Origin of the sequence: Evansella sp. AB-P1, from assembly GCF_029688925.1 — a bacterium.
Taxonomy (GTDB): Bacteria; Bacillota; Bacilli; order Bacillales; family Salisediminibacteriaceae; genus Evansella.
On the sequence record NZ_JARUKY010000006.1, the window covers coordinates 17,178 to 36,759 of the forward strand.

Genomic DNA, 19,582 nt, shown 5'->3' on the forward strand with positions numbered 1-19,582 from the left:
CAACTCCCTACCACTTACTCGGTAAGTGCTAGGGGATTTTCGGACTTGTGCTGATCCCACTGGAGTCGTCACCCTTCACTACTGAACTGTTGTATTTTCATGGTAGCTTTGGAGTCATCTAGAAGCTCCCCATTCTACCGCAAATGACACAAACCATGCTTTCCGGGAAGATAGAAGTTCCCTTTCCGGGTGTCTAAAACGCTTATTTCTCTACCTTTGCCAAGTATTGCTCAGAAGCTTTACCAGTCAAGACAACTCATGATGTAAATGCACGTCGCTGGATTCGTCGCATTCCACTCCTGAACCATACCTATTTTCAGGATAGGTTCCTACCCATAAACAAAAAAGCCATATCCTCGATTCCCCCGAGAACACAGCTATATTTTTTCATCCATATTTCCCATCAATGTCTCAACCATTCCATTCCGTCCACAAATAATATTTTGACATGATTTATGTAAAACCATTATCACAAATACCAAATTCTTCACCACTCACCACTTTGGGCACAAACTAACGAAGCTTAACGATTGCTCCGATCTAGCTCTGTATCTAAATATATTAAATCGTACAGCTGGTACCATGTATCCCGATTCAACACGTCCATAGGTTCACCTTCACCAACAATACCAAAACCGACCATCACCCCAACAATAAGACTACCAGCAAAAAGAGCAAGTACAAAAACAACCCTAATCCAAACTGGGATTATGCGAATTCGGCCCCGCTTCACTTTTTTCACAGAAGCCTCTTTCTCTTTCGCCTTTTCCTTCTCAAGTCTAATTTGTTTCCTCGACATACCAGTCTTCGAAACCGTTTTCGCCGACTCCTCTAAACTATAATCCTTCTGTTCCACTTCACTATTCTCCGTTCCTCTTCGACGCTGATCTTCCCCAATATCAGCCTCGCTTTGTAAATCCACAACCTTAGCCCTAGTCCGCTTCTGAACCTTAACCGATCCATTAGAACCATCCAAAGACGAATTTCCATCTGAATAATTAGCATCACGACCCTTGTCAGAGCTAGAATCATCCTTAAGCTTAGATTCATCCCCCGGTAAAGAATCCTCATTCTTATTCTGCCTACTATCATTCAGATTTTTATATTTATCACTACGTCTATAGTCATTATACATGATAAACTCCTCAATAAAATACGACCTACGTCACAATTTTATCCTTAACGAAGATTATTGACAAGTCCCCTCATCTCATCCGCAATCGAAATAGCCCGCGTATTAAACTGATAATGCCGCTGCGCCAACAACATTTCCGTCATCTCACGACCCATATCCACATTCGACATCTCCAACGCCCGCTGCTGAATAACCTCCGCCCCAGCAGCCTCATTTAACACATCAGCCATTTCAAGATCAAGATCTTCTAGATTTGGGAAAACAAAAGTATTCTCCCCGAACATAGTCAAAAGCTGCGGCTTCGTTACCTGAACAATGTTTATTTGCCCCACCACAACATTCTCATCCCCGTTTACCGTTGCTTCTATTATACCATTATCACGAATCAATATATCATCATAAACGGCAGGCAACCCGATTCGTTCCCCATTAACATTCAATAAATAATCACCGTTTTGATTAACAATAAAATTCTCTTCTTCATTATCAGGGTTAGGAGCAAAATAAAACGCACCGTCTCTCGTAAAACGACGATCCCCATCCTCCGTAGGTGACAATTCAAAAAAGTATCCCTTTTCTGTAAAAGCCAAATCGAGAAGGCGGTCCGTATTTTGGATGGAGCCCTGCTCAAAGCGCACTGCCGTTTGTGCAATAGCAGCACCTGAACCACGACGAATGCCGTATGGCGTATCCCGTCCTACCTCATGATGATTCACAAATTGGTTATTAATTTGTTGCACAAGAAGATCAGAAAACGACGTTTCCCGACGCTTGTATCCTGTTGTATTGGAATTTGCTAGATTGTGACCAATTGTATCTAACTTTTGCTGTAGCTGCCCCATTGTTACGGCAGACGAAATCATTGACTGGTTCATTCCTATCACCTACCCTATTCTCACAAACGAAATTTTCCCGTTACATTGGAATTCCTTAATATTAGAAATACCTTAAACCAAATATCCTCTATATTCTAAATCCTCTAAATTACAAAACCCTTTAAATTAGATATCCACTAAATTAGTTATCCTTAAAATTAGAAATTCACTAAATTAGAAATCCTTTAGATTAGATATTCTTTAGATATTACTTTTGGTTACTCTTAGCTGTATATCGTATAAGTTTTTTCCTTCATGTTTTTAAAGGTAATTCTTTTATTTAGCCAATACGTCCAACATCGTTCACTGCCCGTTCAAGGCTTCGATCGTACGCCTGTAGCACTCGTTGATTTGCTTCGAAGGAACGTAAGGCATTCATCATTTCGGTCATCGTTTGGGATGCATCAACATTCGATCGTTCCACAAATCCTTGAGCAATTTGAAATGTTACCTCTTCATTCCCCAAAGCCGTGACAATATCATTCTCCCCATCGTAACGGAGGAGTCCATTCCCCTCTTTCACTAGCTGTGTAGGGTCTGGAATCACAGATACATTCATTTGACCAATAACCTCATCATTTATATCAAAAACTTCACCGTTTCTGCTAACACGGAAGTCCTCAGATCCTACATTGATTGGTTCTCCATTTATATCAAGGACATAATGTCCATGTGATGTTGTTAAGAAGCCTTGTCCATCAAAGGTAAAGTTCCCGTTCCTAGTGTATCGAGTTTCCCCATCACTATTTTGCACGACAAAGGCAAGCATGGCATCTTGTCCAGTTTCCTCATCTTGCGGAACCACACTTTGAAGTAGTGCCATATCTGTCGTATTAAATGTTTCCTGAATGTCACCTTGGCGAAAATTTGGTGTCTTTTCTTGCAAATAAACACCTGTGGAAAGCTCCCCAATACGGTTTGTTCCATACTTTTGCGTATGATTTGTCCCCATCGCTTGTAGTAACTGATTCGGAAAAGACCTTAAAGAAGCTTTATCTGCTTTAAAGCCTGGCGTATCAGCATTCGCCATATTATTTGTTAGCATCTCCTGTCGACGCTGTTGGGCAATCATACCCGCACCTGCCGTATATAAACCTCGGAGCATTTTCTCCACCTCTTTTTATAAAAATATGTATGTATGTTTTAAAATTGTATTTCTGGGAATAGTATTCCTACTAGATTCTTAACATTAAAGTTTAGAATTTTATCTTTTCTCTTGTAACACGATCTAAGTTTTCCAACAGCATTCCTGTCCCTTTAGCCACACAACCCATTGGGTCTTCAGCAATAAATACAGGAACCTTTAATTCATCTGCAAGTAGCTGCTCTATACCATGTAAATAAGCACCACCACCGGTCAGTATAATTCCTCTGTCAATAATATCTGCCGATAACTCAGGTGGTGTTTTTTCTAATACATTTTTTGAAGCTTGTACAACGTGGAAGATTGCTTCCTCTAAAGCTTCTCGCACTTCTTCTGAAGTTACTTCAACTGTTCGTGGCAAACCGCTTACCATATCTCGTCCACGAATATCCATGGATTCATTCCGGGCGTTTGGAAAAACCGTTCCTACGTTAATTTTTATTTGTTCTGCCGTACGTTCTCCAATTAACAGCTTGTACTTTTTCTTAATGTAGTTGAGGATATCGCTATCAAAGCGGTCTCCTGCAACCTTGATTGATGAGGCGGTGACGATGTCTCCCATGGAAAGAACGGCTACATCCGTTGTTCCACCGCCTATGTCAACGACCATGTTTCCACTTGGTTGATAAATATCCATACCAGCACCAACAGCAGCAACTTTCGGCTCCTCTTCTAAATAAATATTTTTACCGCCACTTTTTTCTGCCGCTTCTCTAATGGCTTTTTGTTCTACCGATGTAATGTTTGTAGGACAGCAAATTAAAATTCTTGGCTTAACTAAGAAACCTTTTACTCGTATCTTGTTAAGAAAGTGCTTTAACATAGATTCCGTTGTGTCAAAATCAGCGATGACTCCGTCCCTCAATGGACGTATTGCAACAATATTCCCCGGCGTTCGACCAACCATCCGAAATGCCTCATCCCCTACAGCAAGGACTCGATTAGTGTTCGTATCAATAGCCACGACGGATGGTTCGTTTAGAACAATGCCTTTTCCTCTTACATGAATCAACACATTTGCGGTGCCTAAATCAATACCTATGTCCCTTCCAAACATACCTTTTTCCTCCCTGATGCGATATGGATATCGTCCACTTTTTTTTATAATTACTCCGATTCTACATCATACTTATGTCCATTGTACTATTTTATCATATAATGGCGCATTTTAGTGGAAGGAATAAACATTTTTTAAACTTTATGTTTCTACTACCTCTTCTTCTTTTTTTCCATCAGATTTTCGGTACTTCACCTTAGTCGCTTCGCCACCTCGCAAGTGTCTAATTGACTTGTGGTAATCGAGGATTTCCTTTACTTCAGTCGCAAGTTCAGCATTAATTTCTGGAAGCCTTTCTGTTAGGTCTTTATGCACAGTACTTTTTGACACGCCAAACTCTTTTGCAATTGTACGAACAGTTTTCCTCGTCTCAACGATGTACCTTCCAATCTTGATTGTTCTCTCCTTGATGTAATCGTGCACACCTCTCGCCTCCCTAGAGTGTTTCTGGAGTCCAAAAAGATAAAGAAAAGACAGCACCCCTTACTTGATTCTCATGATGTCTCAGCTGCGATCCCCGGTGGTTGCAGGTTGTCTGCCACCCTCCTCATTCTTCTTGAACGACCTAAGATTATGGTAAGGTTTGTTAAATAGTATTAAGGGAGGTTCACATATATGCATACTTTCAACGAACAAAGCTCATCCAACTATAAAATAATTTAAAAATTCCGATAAAAATAATCCATAATAATATTATGTAAAAAGCCATCACCACAATGACAGTCTCATTCACCAACCCCTCCCCCAGAACAACCACCCAACATTTACCTAAGATTAAAAATATTTTTATTTACTTTGTTCACGACACAAAAAGTTCAGGGACATGGTCCCTGAACTTTTTGTTAATTGACTTGAGTTTTTTTGGCGAATGTGCTCTTTGCTTCCTGTGTTAATGAAACAAGTATTGATTCTTCAACTTCGAGTTACACTTCTGAAGCTTCCCTTTATCTATCGAAGGTTATTTTAAGATACAAATGGACTTTCTACTACATTCCTGAAAGAATAGTCACATTTACTTTTTCCTCATCTTGACCATTTGTTTTACAAATTAAGATTTCATCCAACTATTACATACACATTATACACATTAGTATGTAATATTAGGTCTTTGTGTTCGTTCAAGTATACAGTCTACTCACATATGTTTAGTCAAGTTTAGAGTTGTTTTATGTCAACAGCAGATTAATTTTTTATTCATGTTTCACAAGCTATCAACTCTATTTTTTACACCTTGATCTTAAACATCTACGATACTTCCATATACTATACAAGCCTGTTTCGTTTTTCACTATGACGATAGGTTTGATCAGCTAACTGATCTCCACTATCCATTTCATTCAGTATAAAAACCTAATTTTGAAAACCTTCTACTTGTTTTTTACAAATGGTTCAAGATACTTTTGTAGCAAATTGCGAATGCTATTTTTCAACTTAGAATGTAGTAGCTGTACCTTTCGCCATTAATTTAGACGTGAATTCTCTCAAATTTCCCATTCTAGTAATGGCTTCAAATTCTAGCAGAGACTTATAATTCTTTTTTACATTCAATAGATCAGTGTCCACTTCATAGATTAGATTAGCTTCATATTTTTTTAGATTATGAAGTTGTCTATTCTATTTCAACATTTGGATTTGGCAACTCTTCCGCTTCCGTTTCGTTAGCTACTCTTTCAGGGTCCATTTCTGGCAAAGAGTTCATTGGCTGCTCCATATAATCTAGTGGATTCACCGCAACCCCTTCTTTGCGAATTTCAAAGTGTACATGTACACCAGCATCGCTATTATAGAGGTTTCTACCAGCTCTACCAATTACGTCGCCCTGTTTCACTGTTTGTCCAACTTCTACTAGAACACCATCAAGACTTTGGTAGATTGTGACAATATCTTCGTCGTGCTCAATATGAACAACTTGACCGAATAAAGCATCTTCCTCCGCTTTCACGACAGTACCACTCATAGCAGCACTTACATCAAAGCTTTCACCTTCTTCAGAAGATAAGTCAATCCCTTTGTTTGTGTAAAAATAGTTGTTGTAACGGACTAAACTTGCTTCTTGCTCTTCTGTAGAAGATTCATAATCATAAAATGTACCAACAACTGCAACTTCATTTTCATCTAACACTGGAAGCTGAAAGACTTCATTCGTTGCTGTTACAGGTACAGCGTCTTCATCATCATTTGCCATTGGTTCATCAAGACCATCAGGATCTGCAATATCAAACTCTGAGTCTCGTTGATCCTCTGTCACGTCTTCACCTGTACCAGCTACCCAAATGAATGTCGTCAAAACTACAGCTGCCATTCCTAAGTATAATGCAGGTACTGCCCAACGCTTTTTCATTAGGCGCTTCATTTTAGCCTGCATCGTTTCGTTTTTGGAACCATGTTTCTCCTCATGATTACTCATTTGATCACCACCTCAGCAACCATTCTGATCAAATTGATTAAACTTTATACATATTTCTGAAAATTTTTTCGATCACGACTTTTTCGAAAGTGATATTCATAGATATTCATTGGAATTTTTCAGTCTAGCATAAGGAATTTTAGGTGAGGCATTGGGAGATTTTAGCTACGTAGGAAGATTCACCGTATGCTTTTAGATTTAGGCTAACTACAACACAGAGAGTCTTATTCAATGCGGAATGTCGAGATTGATTTGTTTGTTTTATTTGGGTTAGGAGCTAGGCTGAGGCTGAGGGGGCGTTTATCCTGCTTAAAGCTCTGTTACACTCTGTTATGCTCTCGGTTTGAACCAGGGGTTTTTGTACCTGCTTCAACTGTACCTGCTTCATTTTACCCTAGTTCAATCTCTTTCATTCTCCCCCATGCTCGCGGATTGAACCGGGGGTTTTTGTACCTGCTTCAACTGTACCTGCTTCGTTTCCCCCTAGTTCAATCTCTTTCATTCTCCCCCATGCGCGCGGATTGAACCGGGGGTTTTTGTACCTGCTTCAACTGTACCTCCTTCGTTTCCCCCTAGTTCAACCTCCCTCGCACTCATCCATGCTCGCGGATTGAACCGGGGGTTTTTGTACCTGCTTCAACTGTACCTGCTTCGTTTCCCCCTAGTTCAACCTCCCTCGCACTCATCCATGCTCGCGGATTGAACCGGGGGTTTTTGTACCTGCTTCGGCTGTACCTGCTTCGTTTCCCCCTAGTTCAATCTCCCTCGCACTCATCCATGCTCGCGGTTTGAACCAGGAGTTTTTGTACCTACTTCACCTGCACCTGCTTCGTCCCGTCCAGTCCCGTCCAGTCCAATCCAGTCCAGCCCCCACCTCTACTCCAAAGCCACTAATCCATCCAATTAACTCCTCATCCTCCCCCTCTCCCTCCTCCAAAAACTAAATAAGGGCAGCTGACCCCGGATATTTCATCCACAGTCAACTACCCCTACTCTTATCATTCCCCCAACTTCCCCTCACGTCCCATCCGACTCTTCTACACTTTCTGCAGCCATCATGGCACCAAGTACCTGGTCGACCTCCTCAATTTTTACATTATAATAATAGTGGTCGATGATGTCTTCGTAAGTGTAGCCATCCTTCGCCATTCCGTCAGCACCAAACTGACTCATACCAACACCGTGGCCCCATCCACGAGTTTCAATAATGACGGAGTTCCCCCTCCGCGTCAGACTAAAGTCAGTAGAATCTAGATCCAATAACTCCCGAATTTCACGACCTGTAAATTCTTTGCCCCCAATATTCACTAACGCAACACGACCACCTGGCGTACGATTTACCACTTGCCCAACCGTTTCACCTGACAACGTTACACCAAGAATACTTTCAAACACAGACACTTCTATTGTTTTTTCCCCTAAATAACGAGGAGAATTCACATCCCACGGACTCTCCACACTACGCAAATAGGGAATCTCACTCTGCCAATAATCCTCCGAGTTCTCCGTATAGCCATTACTCGTAGAAAAATACGTCGCCGTAATCGGAGAACCATTATACGTAATCACCTGACCCGACGTCTCGTACACAGCCTGCTTAACCCGCGCCAGCTTCCACTCAAAATCCTCTTCTCCCCACCTTTCCAGAAGCTCTTCTTCATTGGAGTACACTTGGTGCTGCACCGTATCCGTAATATCAGCACCAGAAGGAATTTGAATATCACTACCTGAAGTCATCATCTGTATAATATATGTCCTAGCAGTTAACGCCTGCGCCTTCAACGCCTCCACCTCATACGTAGCCGGCATCTCCCGCGCAACAACACCAACAATATAATCCTCAAAATTAACTTCCTCTACCGTCTCCGTCTCCGAACGAAACACACGAACAACCGCCTCATCCTCATCTAACATCCCAGCCCCATCACCCTTAAGCAGAGAAGGAGCCTTCTCACTAGAATCATATGACGTAAGCCCAGCCTCATCATTAGAAAACCCAACAACAAGAACAGACGGAATAACCAAAATCAACGTCACCAAAATTAAACCAACCCCAACAACACCCTTCATAACCAACACACCTCTCCACATCAAAATCACCATCAACTTATCCTCACACCACATATCTATGAATCCACCTTACTAGTTAGAACAAAAATACCAAATAATATACTAGATTATTTCTATCACTACCAAAAATTTCACAATCCCTACTAGAAACCCACAACCCCCAATAACCACAACGCCCCAACAAACAACACCACTTCGGGTTAACAACAAACTCTACTAATTCCCAAGCATTCCTATACCAACCACGTCCAAACAGCTCCCGATTCAATAGAAAGCCCCCAGCCACCCACTTCCCTAGTGGCGAAGACTCCGCACCTCAACCAGAAAACCATCACAAGACATCATTCACTACACCAGGACGCACCACAATATAGGCAATGCCGTAATCCCCCAAAGCAAAAACAATATGTCAATAACAACAGGGTATGCAGTAACCAAGGCGCTTTCTACATCACTTAAAAGCAGCAATAATGCAGTAGTCAAAATTCCAAAATGTGAAGTTGTCTTAAACTTCATGGAACTGTTCAATAGATATGTCTATGTTATGTCATTGGAGATTCCTATGCATATTTATGTTTGCAATTATGGTTCTTCAACATAGCACTATTCTTCATCAGAGCTAAACAAAAATAGCCCTTCACAACTGGTGGCATTGTGAAGGACTGATTATATAAGAAAAAATTCCGTTTTATGTATCATAAGGATGAATTTTGTAACATACGCTTTTATTATCACACTAAATTTATTAGGATTTAACTTTTGACTCAAGATGGCTGCTAGCTTTCATAAAATTTATGCTTAATTTTCCTTTGAATGCACTATTCATTCGTTTAATTACGCTAGTTATCATATTAATTGCGTTGGATCTCCCTTTCATTGCACCAAATATGATTTAATTTCGCCGATCTTTACTGGAATCGCGCCATTTTTCTTATTAATTGCGTCAATCTTTACTGGAATCGCGCTACTTTCCACATTAATCGCGCCGATCTGATCTTGAATCGCGCCAACACCTTTTGCGCTAGTTGCATTCGCATGCGCCGCAGCTAATGTGCAGCATAGTAATGGATACGTTTAAGCAAATATGTAAAGAGATAGAGAAAGAGCAAGCGAATTGGCAATAACACGGTGCAAGAGCAAGTGCAAAAGCAAAACCATCACAAAAAATTGATACAAATTTTTTGTGATGGCTGTTTAGGTTTGTTTTGTGTTTTAGGCAAAGTTTGGATCCATTTTTAATGGTGCTGGAGCTTCGAGATTTTCTAGCTCACTTTCATCAATTTCGTAGACCCGTTCAATATCAGCGCCTAGATTTTTTAGTTTTTCAGCAAAATCCACGTATCCTCGATCAATGTGCTTGAGCTCTGTGACACGTGTATAGCCTTCTGCTACGAGACCTGCTAATACGAGGGCTGCACCTGCACGTAGGTCAGTTGCGGCTACTTCTGCCCCTTGTAGGTCAGTTGGTCCTGATACGATTGCAGCTCGACCTTCGATTTTGATATTGCCGTTCATGCGACGGAACTCTTCCACGTGCATGAAACGATTTTCAAACACAGTTTCTGTAATGACGCCAGTGCCCTCTGAGCAGAGGAGTAGGGACATCATTTGTGCTTGCATATCTGTTGGAAAACCAGGATGTGGCATCGTTTTAATATCAACAGATTTTAGCTTTTCAGGACCAATAACACGGAGGCCATTGCCCTCTTCTGTAATTTCGACGCCCATTTCCGTCATTTTTGCAATGAGTGGGCGAAGGTGTTCTGGCAAGACATTATCTACAAGAACATTACCACGAGAAATAGCTGCTGCTACCATGAATGTACCTGCTTCAATTCGATCAGGAATAATCGTGTGCTCTGCACCAACTAATTCATTTACGCCTTCAATGCGAATCGTACCTGTTCCTGCACCGATTACCTTTGCTCCCATGGAGTTCAGATAAGTTGCAAGACAAACAATCTCAGGCTCTTCTGCAGCATTTTCAATGATTGTAGTTCCTTTTGCCATTGACGCTGCCATCATAATGTTTTCCGTAGCGCCAACACTTGGGAAGTCTAAATAGATCTTCGTTCCAACAAGTTGACCGTCTACCTTTGCTTCAATAAAACCATTACCAATTTCCACTTCCGCACCCATTGCTTCAAAACCTTTTAGATGTTGATCAATAGGACGAGATCCTATGGCACATCCTCCTGGTAATGCGATTCTCGCGTGCCCTACCCGGGCCAATAATGGTCCCATAACAAGAAACGATGCTCGCATTTTTCGAACATATTCAAAAGGTGCTTCGGTACTCAGCGTTCCCTCAGCATTGACTGATATATTACCATCTTCATACGTTACATCTGCATTCAAGTTTCTTAATACTTCGTTAATTGTGTATACATCAGCAAGTGCTGGTACATCATAAATTGTACTCTTACCTTTGCTGGCCAAGATGGATGCAGCGATGACCGGCAAAACGGCGTTCTTAGCTCCTTCGACTCGGACAGTGCCGTTTAGACTCCTGCCACCGCGGACGATGATTTTTTCCAAAGTATTCCCCTCCGCGTCCAGTTTTCTATATTATTAATATTCAGTGGTTATAAGTGGCGTTCCAATTGTTACGATTGTTTCTCCGCCCAATCCATTGTTTATGCTTCGTAATGCTATTTGAACATTCATTTTTTCTCCGTTGGTAACAATCTCTTGTTCCCATAATGGTGTGTGGGCAGACAATGAGACAAACGTTTCTTCTTGAAGGTCTTCTACAACATCAGCGGATAAAGCATCTATGATCACTTGACCCCATTGCTTCACGTTGTCTGCTTCATCCCCTGTAACTGTCCCTTCCATTCGCAAAAATATGTCTTCTGGATGGAACATAGACATTTGTGATACTGGCAGCAGCTCGGATAGATTTTCTTGCCATTGAGTGTCGGCTGAAAAGGAAGCTTCAAAAATGGTATATACATCATATTGATCATTTGCTCTTGGTGTAATAAAAATAGTGTGCTTTTCTTTATACATTCCGTTATGATCAGAAAATGTACCTATCCATTTTGTTTGATTATTAGTGTACTCTGCTTCCCATTCCTGTCGTTCATTTGACTGTTTCCATTGCTCCAAATATTTCATCACTTCATTATATGAATGAATCGACTCTTGGTGATTCCTTGCATAAATATGAAATTCCTTTGATTCCACTTCCACTTCATTCAAACGTTCTTCCATTAGAAGAAATATGTCATGTGGTTGGAGCAATTCATTTTCCTCAGAACGAGTAATACTTCCCTCAATAACAAACGTGAAACATACTAAAATTCCTGTAATGATAGCTAAAAACTGCCATTTATTCCCCATGTAAAAACTCTCCCTTTTTTCCGTTCAAAAGAACGATCATCTCTTATTAGCATTGTTGCCTTTTGGGAGATGAGGCATACATGGAAGTATCCACTAAAAGCCGACATATCGTGCTATTTTTTGCATAATTCACCCAGTTCTTTTAAAGACAAATTGGATGTATGTTGCCTCTTGGTTGGTACACCTTTTTTGATATGGAAAATGAATTTTATACACGTAAAACTTTTGCAATTCAGTATAAAAAATCCAGCTTCACCAAAAAATAATGAATGTAGTCATTCATATTGGGTATACTTTAAAAGCTACTTAAGTATATATAGTGTTTTTACTTTTTCGTGGTAAATGAAACCTTTTAGTATCAAAATATTTTTTTAGTACATATCATGTTTTAAAATAAATGCCTGAGCATTAAAGACCAATTTAAATAATTTAATAAAAAACTAGTAACCAAGTGTGTTATTGCAATGGTAATGAGAACGAGTAATGCTTTCGCTTTTGGTCCATGCGGATTTTTGACAAATAAGTCTATTTTAAAAGACTGAACAGACCACCAAACTATTGTTAATACCATTAAGTTAATAATGATATTAAATAGGCCTTGTTGTCCTAGCGATTCTAACATTGACATTCCCTCCATGTAACACTGTACGACGTCCATATGACTTTTATTATTTTATCTAATCAACTTCATTTTCTGTAAATATTTAAAAATTATAGTCCAAACCTTTAATAAAAGGCCACATTTTTTATAATAGCTAATTTTTGATAAAAATGCTATTTAATTTTTCACGAAAATTGTCCTTATTTTTGAACAACTTGTAGAAATATGTGGAAATTTACCACACACAAATCCCTACTTTTGTTTCTTTATATAATTTCATCATCTCTCCAAAACCCTTTATTATAGGGATTTCTATTAATAAAATAGTAATTATATTATTTTTTAATATTAAAGCTTCAAATATTTTACTTTAAAGCTAATTAACTTTTAAGTGGTTTCATGGGATAAATTGGCACTATTTTTTTAAAAATTCTTACAAATTTGTGAAAAAGTCACCCCTAAAAATTTGAATGGCCAATATTAGAGAACATATTGTGCAAAAATAGATCAGGAAGTGAAAGACGCCAACCCCAGTGATGAGTATCCTCTCCTCGGGAATTCACTAGGAGTTGTCTCGACTGATGAAGATACAGAACAACACTTTACAGAAGTAGAGAAAGATGCGTTCTAGACGAACGGAAAGCAGTGAAAACGATAAATACGGTAGTCTATACGACTTGCAAATCTACCCTGAAAATAGCCGTTATCAAACTTATAAGTAGGCTGTTTTCGGGAACTTTGTTGCTATTGGATTAAAATTAATTTTCATACCTCATGGTGCAAAATAATCACTTGCATGTGAGGTCTACCCTGAAAATAGAAAACGGTTCAGTAGAGAAGGGTAACGACTCAATCGATGAAACTTCAAATCCACTATCGGTTGTCTCGACGGATGAAGCTACAGAGCAACACTATACATAGGTAGATAATAAAGTGTGCACGACAACTGGCAATTCTAAAAATTCAAGATATATGATAGTGAAGAAGACGGCTGAACGATCGAGATCCTGCGCATTGTTGGTTTGCAGGTTCATTGGCGTCTTCTATGTGCCTGCAAATTTGCTTTTTCCCTTTTGCAGGTTTATTGGCGACCTTCTATGAACCCGCAAATTTGCTTTTTCCCTTTTGCAGGTTTATTGGCGACCTTCTATGAACCCGCAAATTTGCTTTTTCCCTTTTGCAGGTTCATTGGCGCCTTCTATGTGCCTGCAAATTTATTTTTATCCTTTTGCAGGCTCATTGGACGACTCTTTCTTTCGTCTACCCTGAAAATACACAGGTTCAGGAGTGACATGCGACGACTCCTGAGGAAAAGATTCGGATGAACTTCTTGATGAGTATTTTCTTCCTGCATGCTGTATTTTCATGCTCCAATAAAACAACACTATTTAAATAAATTTAGTATAAAAAGTAATATAGGTTACATGTAGCCTTAGATGAGGGAATTTACTTTTTCATTAAACCAGGGAAGGATCAAAAAATAAATAGCCGTTATTTACCATTTTTTGAAATGACAATTTTCATAACTATCCATTACTAAGCAATTGACTGAGGTTTATATCTTCGAGTCGTCAACTCCACATTTTCGTTTCTACATACAAACTTCGTTACTGTTTACCTTATTATATTAACTAGGACACACATTTAATTACAGTTTCTTAACAATTATTTTAAAAAGATCGGTAATTGTTCTATTTTTTCTTTTTTTGAATACAATAGAAGTTTGTTTTCTGATTTGAAGTTTGAATCTATGTTTTTCCTTATCATTTTCTTTAATAGCATGTACTTTTGTTGTAATTGCACCGTGACATGCCTTTACCGTCAACTTCCAATTTTTTTTGCCATTGTTTTTGCCGCAACTTTGCGCAGACTTCCCCAATTATTGGGATGTACGTATTTCCACTGCATTTGATTGCAGCCGATCTTTTTGAGGAACTAAATATAAAAAACCCCTTCCACCGTGGCCAACTTACTTAATTGTAAGCTGGAAACGATGAAAGGGGTTCACTTAGTTCGCATAGCTTCCACTTTCGTTTTTTACAACAAAGGTGTTTGGCTAATGCTTACCACTGAATATATGCGATCCAGTCGATCATCAAGCCAGGTAAAACACCTAGGATGATCGTTACTGCAAGGGCAATTGTAACTACGACAGAAATACTGAGTGGTGCTTTTAATTCTACGTCATTCGGGTTTGGTTCATTCATGAACATTTGCTTAATGACACCGAAGTAGTAGTAGAAAGAAATAACACTTGTTACAAACATGACACCGGCTAACCAAAGCATGCCTGCTTGTGCTGCACTAATAAAGATCCATGCTTTCCCTACAAAACCTGCTGTTAATGGAAGTCCAGCTAAACCGAGTAGGAAAACACTCATTGCAATCGCCATGTATGGAGATCGTTTATACAGACCGGAAAAGCTAGAGAAGTCATCTCGACCGGAATCCTCTGTTACTAATGTGATGATTGCAAATGCTCCAAGTGTCATAAATACATAGACGATACTATAGAAAATGATGACACCAATGGAGTAACTCGGAATAAAGATGGCTGCAATTGGAACAAGTAAGTAACCTGCTTGCGCCACTCCAGAGTATGCCATTAGACGCTTAATATTTTTCTGCGTCAGTGCAATTAGATTACCTACTATCATTGTAACTGTTGCAATAATAGCGATTATCCATGTCCACTCATCGTATAATACACCTTCAGAACCAAGGAAGGTAGTGAAGAACACTCGTAGGACAATAGCAAAACCAGCTATTTTAGAAACGACAGATAGAAATGCCGTAACTGGTGTTGGTGAACCTTCATATACGTCTGGTGCCCACATATGGAATGGAACGATAGAAATTTTGAAACCAAAACCTGCAAGCATGAATAGAATACTCATGACAACGATAAATGGATAATCTACATACAAGCTGCTAATGACTTGTGAAATATCGATGATGCTCGTCGTTCCAGTCAAACCGTATAGGAATGACATACCGTATAAAATAAAGGCTGACGCTGTTCCACCAAGGACAACATATTTAATTGCACCTTCTGTGGATTTACGATTATGCTTTTTAAAGCCAGCTAAACAGTAGGAAGAAATACTGAGAAGCTCAAGACCAATATATAGCGTAATTAAATCAGCTGAGGAAACCATCAGCATAGCACCTAGTGCAGCAAATAGCATTAAGGAATAAAATTCCCCTTGATACACGTCATCGTTTTTGTCGAGATAGTGCATGCTAATTGCAATAACGATGGCAACACCTACAAGTAGGATGATCTTGAACATCGTTGAAAAGTGATCGACGATGAAGATGTCTGCGATGGTTCCAGCCCCTCGATTAATGTACACAAGAACGGCTGTTACAAGTAAAGCAATAATACTCATTCGTCCGAGGAAAGGCTTTTTTCCTTTAACCCCTGTCATAAAGTCGATCGTGAAAATCACTAGTGCTAGGATTCCTAAAACGATTTCCGGAGTCATTAAAGACCAGTTTGCATTATAAGCTGACATTGTCTTTAACCCCCTATCCTTGACAAGATGTCGATTACTGTAATGTTGATAACGTCACTTAAGATGTTCGGATATACTCCAATAAGAATACTGAATCCTAGCAACCCAATCATTGGGACGTATTCTAATGGACGGGCATCCGATAATTCTTTATATTTATCATCCAATTGACCGAACGTTGTACGTTGCATAGCCCAAAGTAGATATGCAGCTGTAAGGATAATACCGATACCGGCAATAACACCAAGTGTTTTTGCTGCTGGAAGAATGGAAGCGTCTGCTCCAAAAATACCGATAAATGCGAGCAATTCACTTACGAATCCAGAAAGGCCTGGTAACCCAACAGAAGCCATGGCTGCTGCTAGTGTAAACCCAGCTAACACTGGTACGGACTTAGATAGTCCTCCAAGCTCGGAAATGGTTCTCGTTTTTGTACGTTCATAGATTGCTCCAACCATGAAGAACAGTAGAGCTGAGATAAACCCGTGAGATACAAGCTGGAATATTGCTCCTTGCATTCCTGAAGCGGTGAAGGATGCAATTCCTAATAAAACGATACCCATGTGACTGATACTTGAGAAAGCAACAAGTCGTTTTAAATCTGTTTGTACGAGTGCTAATAAGGCACCATATATGATGTTAATGACACCGAGAATAGCAATTAACAATGCGAAGCGACTAGCTTGGTCTGGTAAGATGCCTACACCGATTCGAATTAAACCGTAACCACCCATTTTTAGAAGGACACCTGCAAGAATCATACTTGCAGCAGTTGGTGCTTCTACGTGGGCATTCGGTAACCACGTATGGAATGGGAAAACCGGTAATTTAATGGCAAATGCCACGAACAAGCCTAAGAATAAAGCTCCTCTAACGCCTGTTGTTAAAACTTCAGCAAATGCTGGTTCAGCAAAGATTTGTGTCAGGATCGGAATACTGAATCCAGATCCTCCAAGCATTTGTAGACCAGTTGCCTGGAATGCATAGTAGTACATTCCTAGGAATGATAAGAACATAATGGCACTTCCTAGTCCTGTATAAACAAGGAACTTAAATGCTGCATATGTTTTTTCTTTTCCACCCCAAATTCCAATAATGAAAAACATTGGAATGAGTGTTAATTCGAAGAACAGGAAGAAAAGGAATAAATCTTGAGCAACAAAAACCCCTAGCATCCCTGTAAGTAGTACAAGCGTCCAAATATAAAACTCTTTTACTCGTTCACTAATGTTTAATGAAGCGAATAGGGATAACGTTGTTACTATTGTCGTTAAGATAATAAGTGGTAATGATAGACCATCAATACCAATTTCATAGTTTAATCGTACAAGACCAAGATCGATCCAAGGTGCAGCTTGGTAAAATTGTAAGCCTGAAAATGCTCGATCAAATGCTCCCCAAAGAATGAGAGAGACAATTAACGTTACTCCTGATGTTCCAATCGCAATGGAACGGATAACATTTTTATTTTCTTTCGGAACTGTCAAGATGAGCAATGCCCCTGCTAATGGTAAAAAGATAAGCCATGATAGTAGGTTTGGGATCATCCGAAATACCCCCTTAGCACGAAGGCTAATGCGATGATCGCAAGTCCTCCGATGATGGTCACAAGGCCGTATGTTTGAAGTTGCCCGTCATGACGCTTGGCAAAAGTACGTCCTGTTATTTTCGAAGAACGCCCTACTAAATTTACGATACCATCGACAATGTTCCGATCGATATCCCATAGGAATTTTCCAATAGCCACTGTAGGCTGAACAAAGACCTTTGCATATAGTTCATCCATATAATATTTGTTTAATAGAAGCTTATGAACTGCAGGTAATTTGCTGGAGAATGCATCCTTTGCAATAGCCCCTTTGTAATACATAGCCCACGCAAGTGCGATACCACCAATGGCAACAGCTAAAGATAAAATAGCAAGCCATAATTCTCCGTGTGCTTGGTAGCCCACATTGAGACCTTGTGTTAAGAAGTCTTCAAGAACAAATCCTAATGGTGTATTCACGAAACCTGCTACGATAGCCAAAAAGGCTAACACTGCTAATGGAATCGTCATAAGCTTTGTGTTTTCATGCGGTTCATGATCTCCACGGAATGTGCCAGTGAAGGCTGTGAAGAATAAGCGGAACATATAGAATGCTGTCATAAAGGCAGTGATTACGGCAATGGTGAATAAGAAGATATCTCCACCTTCCCACGCAGCTGCTAAAACTCCTTCTTTACTCCAGAAACCAGCTAATGGGAAAATCCCCGCAATTGCTAAGGCACCGATTAAGAAAGTAATGGAGGTAAGCTTCATACGTTTCCAAAGGCCGCCCATTTCACGAATATCTTGACGGTGATGCACTGCATAAATGACACTACCTGCTCCTAAGAAGAGAAGTGCTTTAAAGAATGCGTGCGTCATTAAGTGGAATAAACCTGCCACATACCCACCAGTACCTAATGCTAGCATCATAAAACCGAGTTGACTGATGGTTGAATAAGCTAAAATTCGTTTAATATCTGTGTTAACAAGGGCAATCGTTGCAGCGAAGATCGCTGTAATTGCACCTGTGTAAGCTACAACTGTCATCGCTGTGCTTGATGCTAGGAATAATGGGTACATAACACCAACTAAGTATACCCCTGCAGCAACCATCGTTGCAGCATGGATTAATGCTGAAACTGGTGTTGGACCTTCCATTGCATCTGGTAACCACACATGTAGTGGAAATTGTGCTGATTTACCAACTGCGCCTAAGAAAATACAGATAGCAATGATCGTAATCATTGTGTCATTTACTAAACCTGCTTGAACTGCTGCAAAAATGTCAGCGTAATCGAAGCTTCCTGTTGCATTGAATAGAAGGACTAAACCGATTAGTAGACCAACATCCCCAATACGAGTTGTTAAGAATGCTTTTTTCGCTGCTGCAGCTGCTTCAGGCTTAAAGTACCAGAAGCCTACGAGTAGGAAGGAACAAAGACCTACAAGCTCCCAGAAAATGAATAGCTGTAAAATATTTGGTGCAAGGACCAATCCGAGCATAGAAAATGAGAAAAGTCCTAAATAGGAATAGAATACGTGAATTCTAGCATCTTCTCGCATATATTCCTTTGAAAAAACATGTACTAGTAAACTTACTACGGTTACAACGATTAGCATCATTGCGTTCAATGGGGTAACTTCATAACCCATTGTGATTGTGCTTTCACCGAAAGTAAGCCATTCAATTACAAATGAATAAGTTTCTCCACCAATACGTTCAATCAGAACGATTACTGATAATATGAACGATAGTGCCAAGGCTGTTATTCCAACATAGGATGCTTTTTCCTTAAGGAATCTCCCGAAGAATAACAGGATGATGAAGGCGATTAGCGGAAAAACCGGGATTAACCAGGCATTTTGTATCATACCATCACCTTTTCCTCTATTAATCTG

General features: G+C 39.8%; 14 protein-coding genes. All 14 read right to left on the reverse strand.

Annotated elements, in window-relative coordinates; all coding sequences use genetic code 11:
• Nucleotides 1–523: 523 nt before the first annotated feature.
• Nucleotides 524–1,135, reverse strand: a complete 612-nt coding sequence (locus tag QA612_RS07240; protein WP_278283121.1) for a DNA-directed RNA polymerase subunit beta — start codon at nt 1,133–1,135, stop codon at nt 524–526.
• A gap of 44 nt (nt 1,136–1,179) precedes the next feature.
• On the reverse strand, nt 1,180–1,998 hold the full coding sequence (locus tag QA612_RS07245; protein ID WP_278283122.1) for a flagellar hook-basal body protein: 819 nt from the start codon (nt 1,996–1,998) through the stop codon (nt 1,180–1,182).
• Between the two features lie 292 nt (nt 1,999–2,290).
• Nucleotides 2,291–3,115: a flagellar hook-basal body protein gene (locus QA612_RS07250; protein ID WP_278283123.1), complete on the reverse strand. Its 825-nt coding sequence runs from the start codon at nt 3,113–3,115 to the stop codon at nt 2,291–2,293.
• A gap of 91 nt (nt 3,116–3,206) precedes the next feature.
• Complete coding sequence (gene mreB / locus QA612_RS07255) at nt 3,207–4,211, reverse strand: rod shape-determining protein (protein ID WP_278283124.1); 1,005 nt, start codon at nt 4,209–4,211, stop codon at nt 3,207–3,209.
• A gap of 141 nt (nt 4,212–4,352) precedes the next feature.
• Complete coding sequence (gene spoIIID / locus QA612_RS07260) at nt 4,353–4,634, reverse strand: sporulation transcriptional regulator SpoIIID (RefSeq protein WP_278283125.1); 282 nt, start codon at nt 4,632–4,634, stop codon at nt 4,353–4,355.
• A 1,186-nt stretch (nt 4,635–5,820) separates the two neighbouring features.
• Complete coding sequence (gene spoIIQ / locus QA612_RS07265) at nt 5,821–6,618, reverse strand: stage II sporulation protein SpoIIQ (RefSeq protein ID WP_278283126.1); 798 nt, start codon at nt 6,616–6,618, stop codon at nt 5,821–5,823.
• A gap of 1,017 nt (nt 6,619–7,635) precedes the next feature.
• Nucleotides 7,636–8,721, reverse strand: a complete 1,086-nt coding sequence (spoIID, locus tag QA612_RS07270; RefSeq protein WP_278283127.1) for a stage II sporulation protein D — start codon at nt 8,719–8,721, stop codon at nt 7,636–7,638.
• Nucleotides 8,722–8,764: 43 nt separating this feature from the next.
• Nucleotides 8,765–8,956, reverse strand: a complete 192-nt coding sequence (locus tag QA612_RS07275) for a hypothetical protein (RefSeq protein ID WP_278283128.1) — start codon at nt 8,954–8,956, stop codon at nt 8,765–8,767.
• 944 nt (nt 8,957–9,900) lie between these two features.
• Nucleotides 9,901–11,226 carry a UDP-N-acetylglucosamine 1-carboxyvinyltransferase gene (murA, locus tag QA612_RS07280; protein ID WP_278283129.1) on the reverse strand — a complete coding sequence of 442 codons (1,326 nt, stop codon included), beginning with the start codon at nt 11,224–11,226 and terminating at the stop codon, nt 9,901–9,903.
• Between the two features lie 33 nt (nt 11,227–11,259).
• Nucleotides 11,260–12,033, reverse strand: coding sequence for a YwmB family TATA-box binding protein (locus QA612_RS07285; protein WP_278283130.1), 774 nt, complete (start codon nt 12,031–12,033; stop codon nt 11,260–11,262).
• A 388-nt stretch (nt 12,034–12,421) separates the two neighbouring features.
• Nucleotides 12,422–12,655, reverse strand: coding sequence for a DUF1146 family protein (locus tag QA612_RS07290; RefSeq protein WP_278283131.1), 234 nt, complete (start codon nt 12,653–12,655; stop codon nt 12,422–12,424).
• A 2,042-nt stretch (nt 12,656–14,697) separates the two neighbouring features.
• Nucleotides 14,698–16,152 (reverse strand): NADH-quinone oxidoreductase subunit N, encoded by a 1,455-nt coding sequence (locus tag QA612_RS07295; protein WP_278283132.1) that lies wholly within the window; start codon nt 16,150–16,152, stop codon nt 14,698–14,700.
• 5 nt (nt 16,153–16,157) lie between these two features.
• Nucleotides 16,158–17,699, reverse strand: a complete 1,542-nt coding sequence (locus QA612_RS07300) for a complex I subunit 4 family protein (RefSeq protein WP_278283133.1) — start codon at nt 17,697–17,699, stop codon at nt 16,158–16,160.
• Nucleotides 17,696–19,555 (reverse strand): NADH-quinone oxidoreductase subunit L, encoded by a 1,860-nt coding sequence (gene nuoL, locus QA612_RS07305; protein WP_278283134.1) that lies wholly within the window; start codon nt 19,553–19,555, stop codon nt 17,696–17,698. The genes QA612_RS07300 and nuoL overlap by 4 nt, the downstream gene beginning before the upstream one ends.
• Nucleotides 19,556–19,582: the final 27 nt, after the last annotated feature.

Bases quoted from the DNA above. Each gene is read 5' to 3' on its own strand.
- QA612_RS07240 (WP_278283121.1), bottom strand. From the start codon at position 1,135: ATGTATAATGACTATAGACGTAGTGATAAATATAAAAATCTGAATGAT.
- QA612_RS07250 (WP_278283123.1), bottom strand. From the start codon at position 3,115: ATGCTCCGAGGTTTATATACGGCAGGTGCGGGTATGATTGCCCAACAG.
- spoIIQ (WP_278283126.1), bottom strand. From the start codon at position 6,618: ATGAGTAATCATGAGGAGAAACATGGTTCCAAAAACGAAACGATGCAG.
- QA612_RS07290 (WP_278283131.1), bottom strand. From the start codon at position 12,655: ATGTTAGAATCGCTAGGACAACAAGGCCTATTTAATATCATTATTAAC.
- nuoL (WP_278283134.1), bottom strand. From the start codon at position 19,555: ATGATACAAAATGCCTGGTTAATCCCGGTTTTTCCGCTAATCGCCTTC.
- QA612_RS07300 (WP_278283133.1), bottom strand. From the start codon at position 17,699: ATGATCCCAAACCTACTATCATGGCTTATCTTTTTACCATTAGCAGGG.
- QA612_RS07285 (WP_278283130.1), bottom strand. From the start codon at position 12,033: ATGGGGAATAAATGGCAGTTTTTAGCTATCATTACAGGAATTTTAGTA.
- mreB (WP_278283124.1), bottom strand. From the start codon at position 4,211: ATGTTTGGAAGGGACATAGGTATTGATTTAGGCACCGCAAATGTGTTG.
- QA612_RS07295 (WP_278283132.1), bottom strand. From the start codon at position 16,152: ATGTCAGCTTATAATGCAAACTGGTCTTTAATGACTCCGGAAATCGTT.
- QA612_RS07245 (WP_278283122.1), bottom strand. From the start codon at position 1,998: ATGATTTCGTCTGCCGTAACAATGGGGCAGCTACAGCAAAAGTTAGAT.
- spoIID (WP_278283127.1), bottom strand. From the start codon at position 8,721: ATGGTGATTTTGATGTGGAGAGGTGTGTTGGTTATGAAGGGTGTTGTT.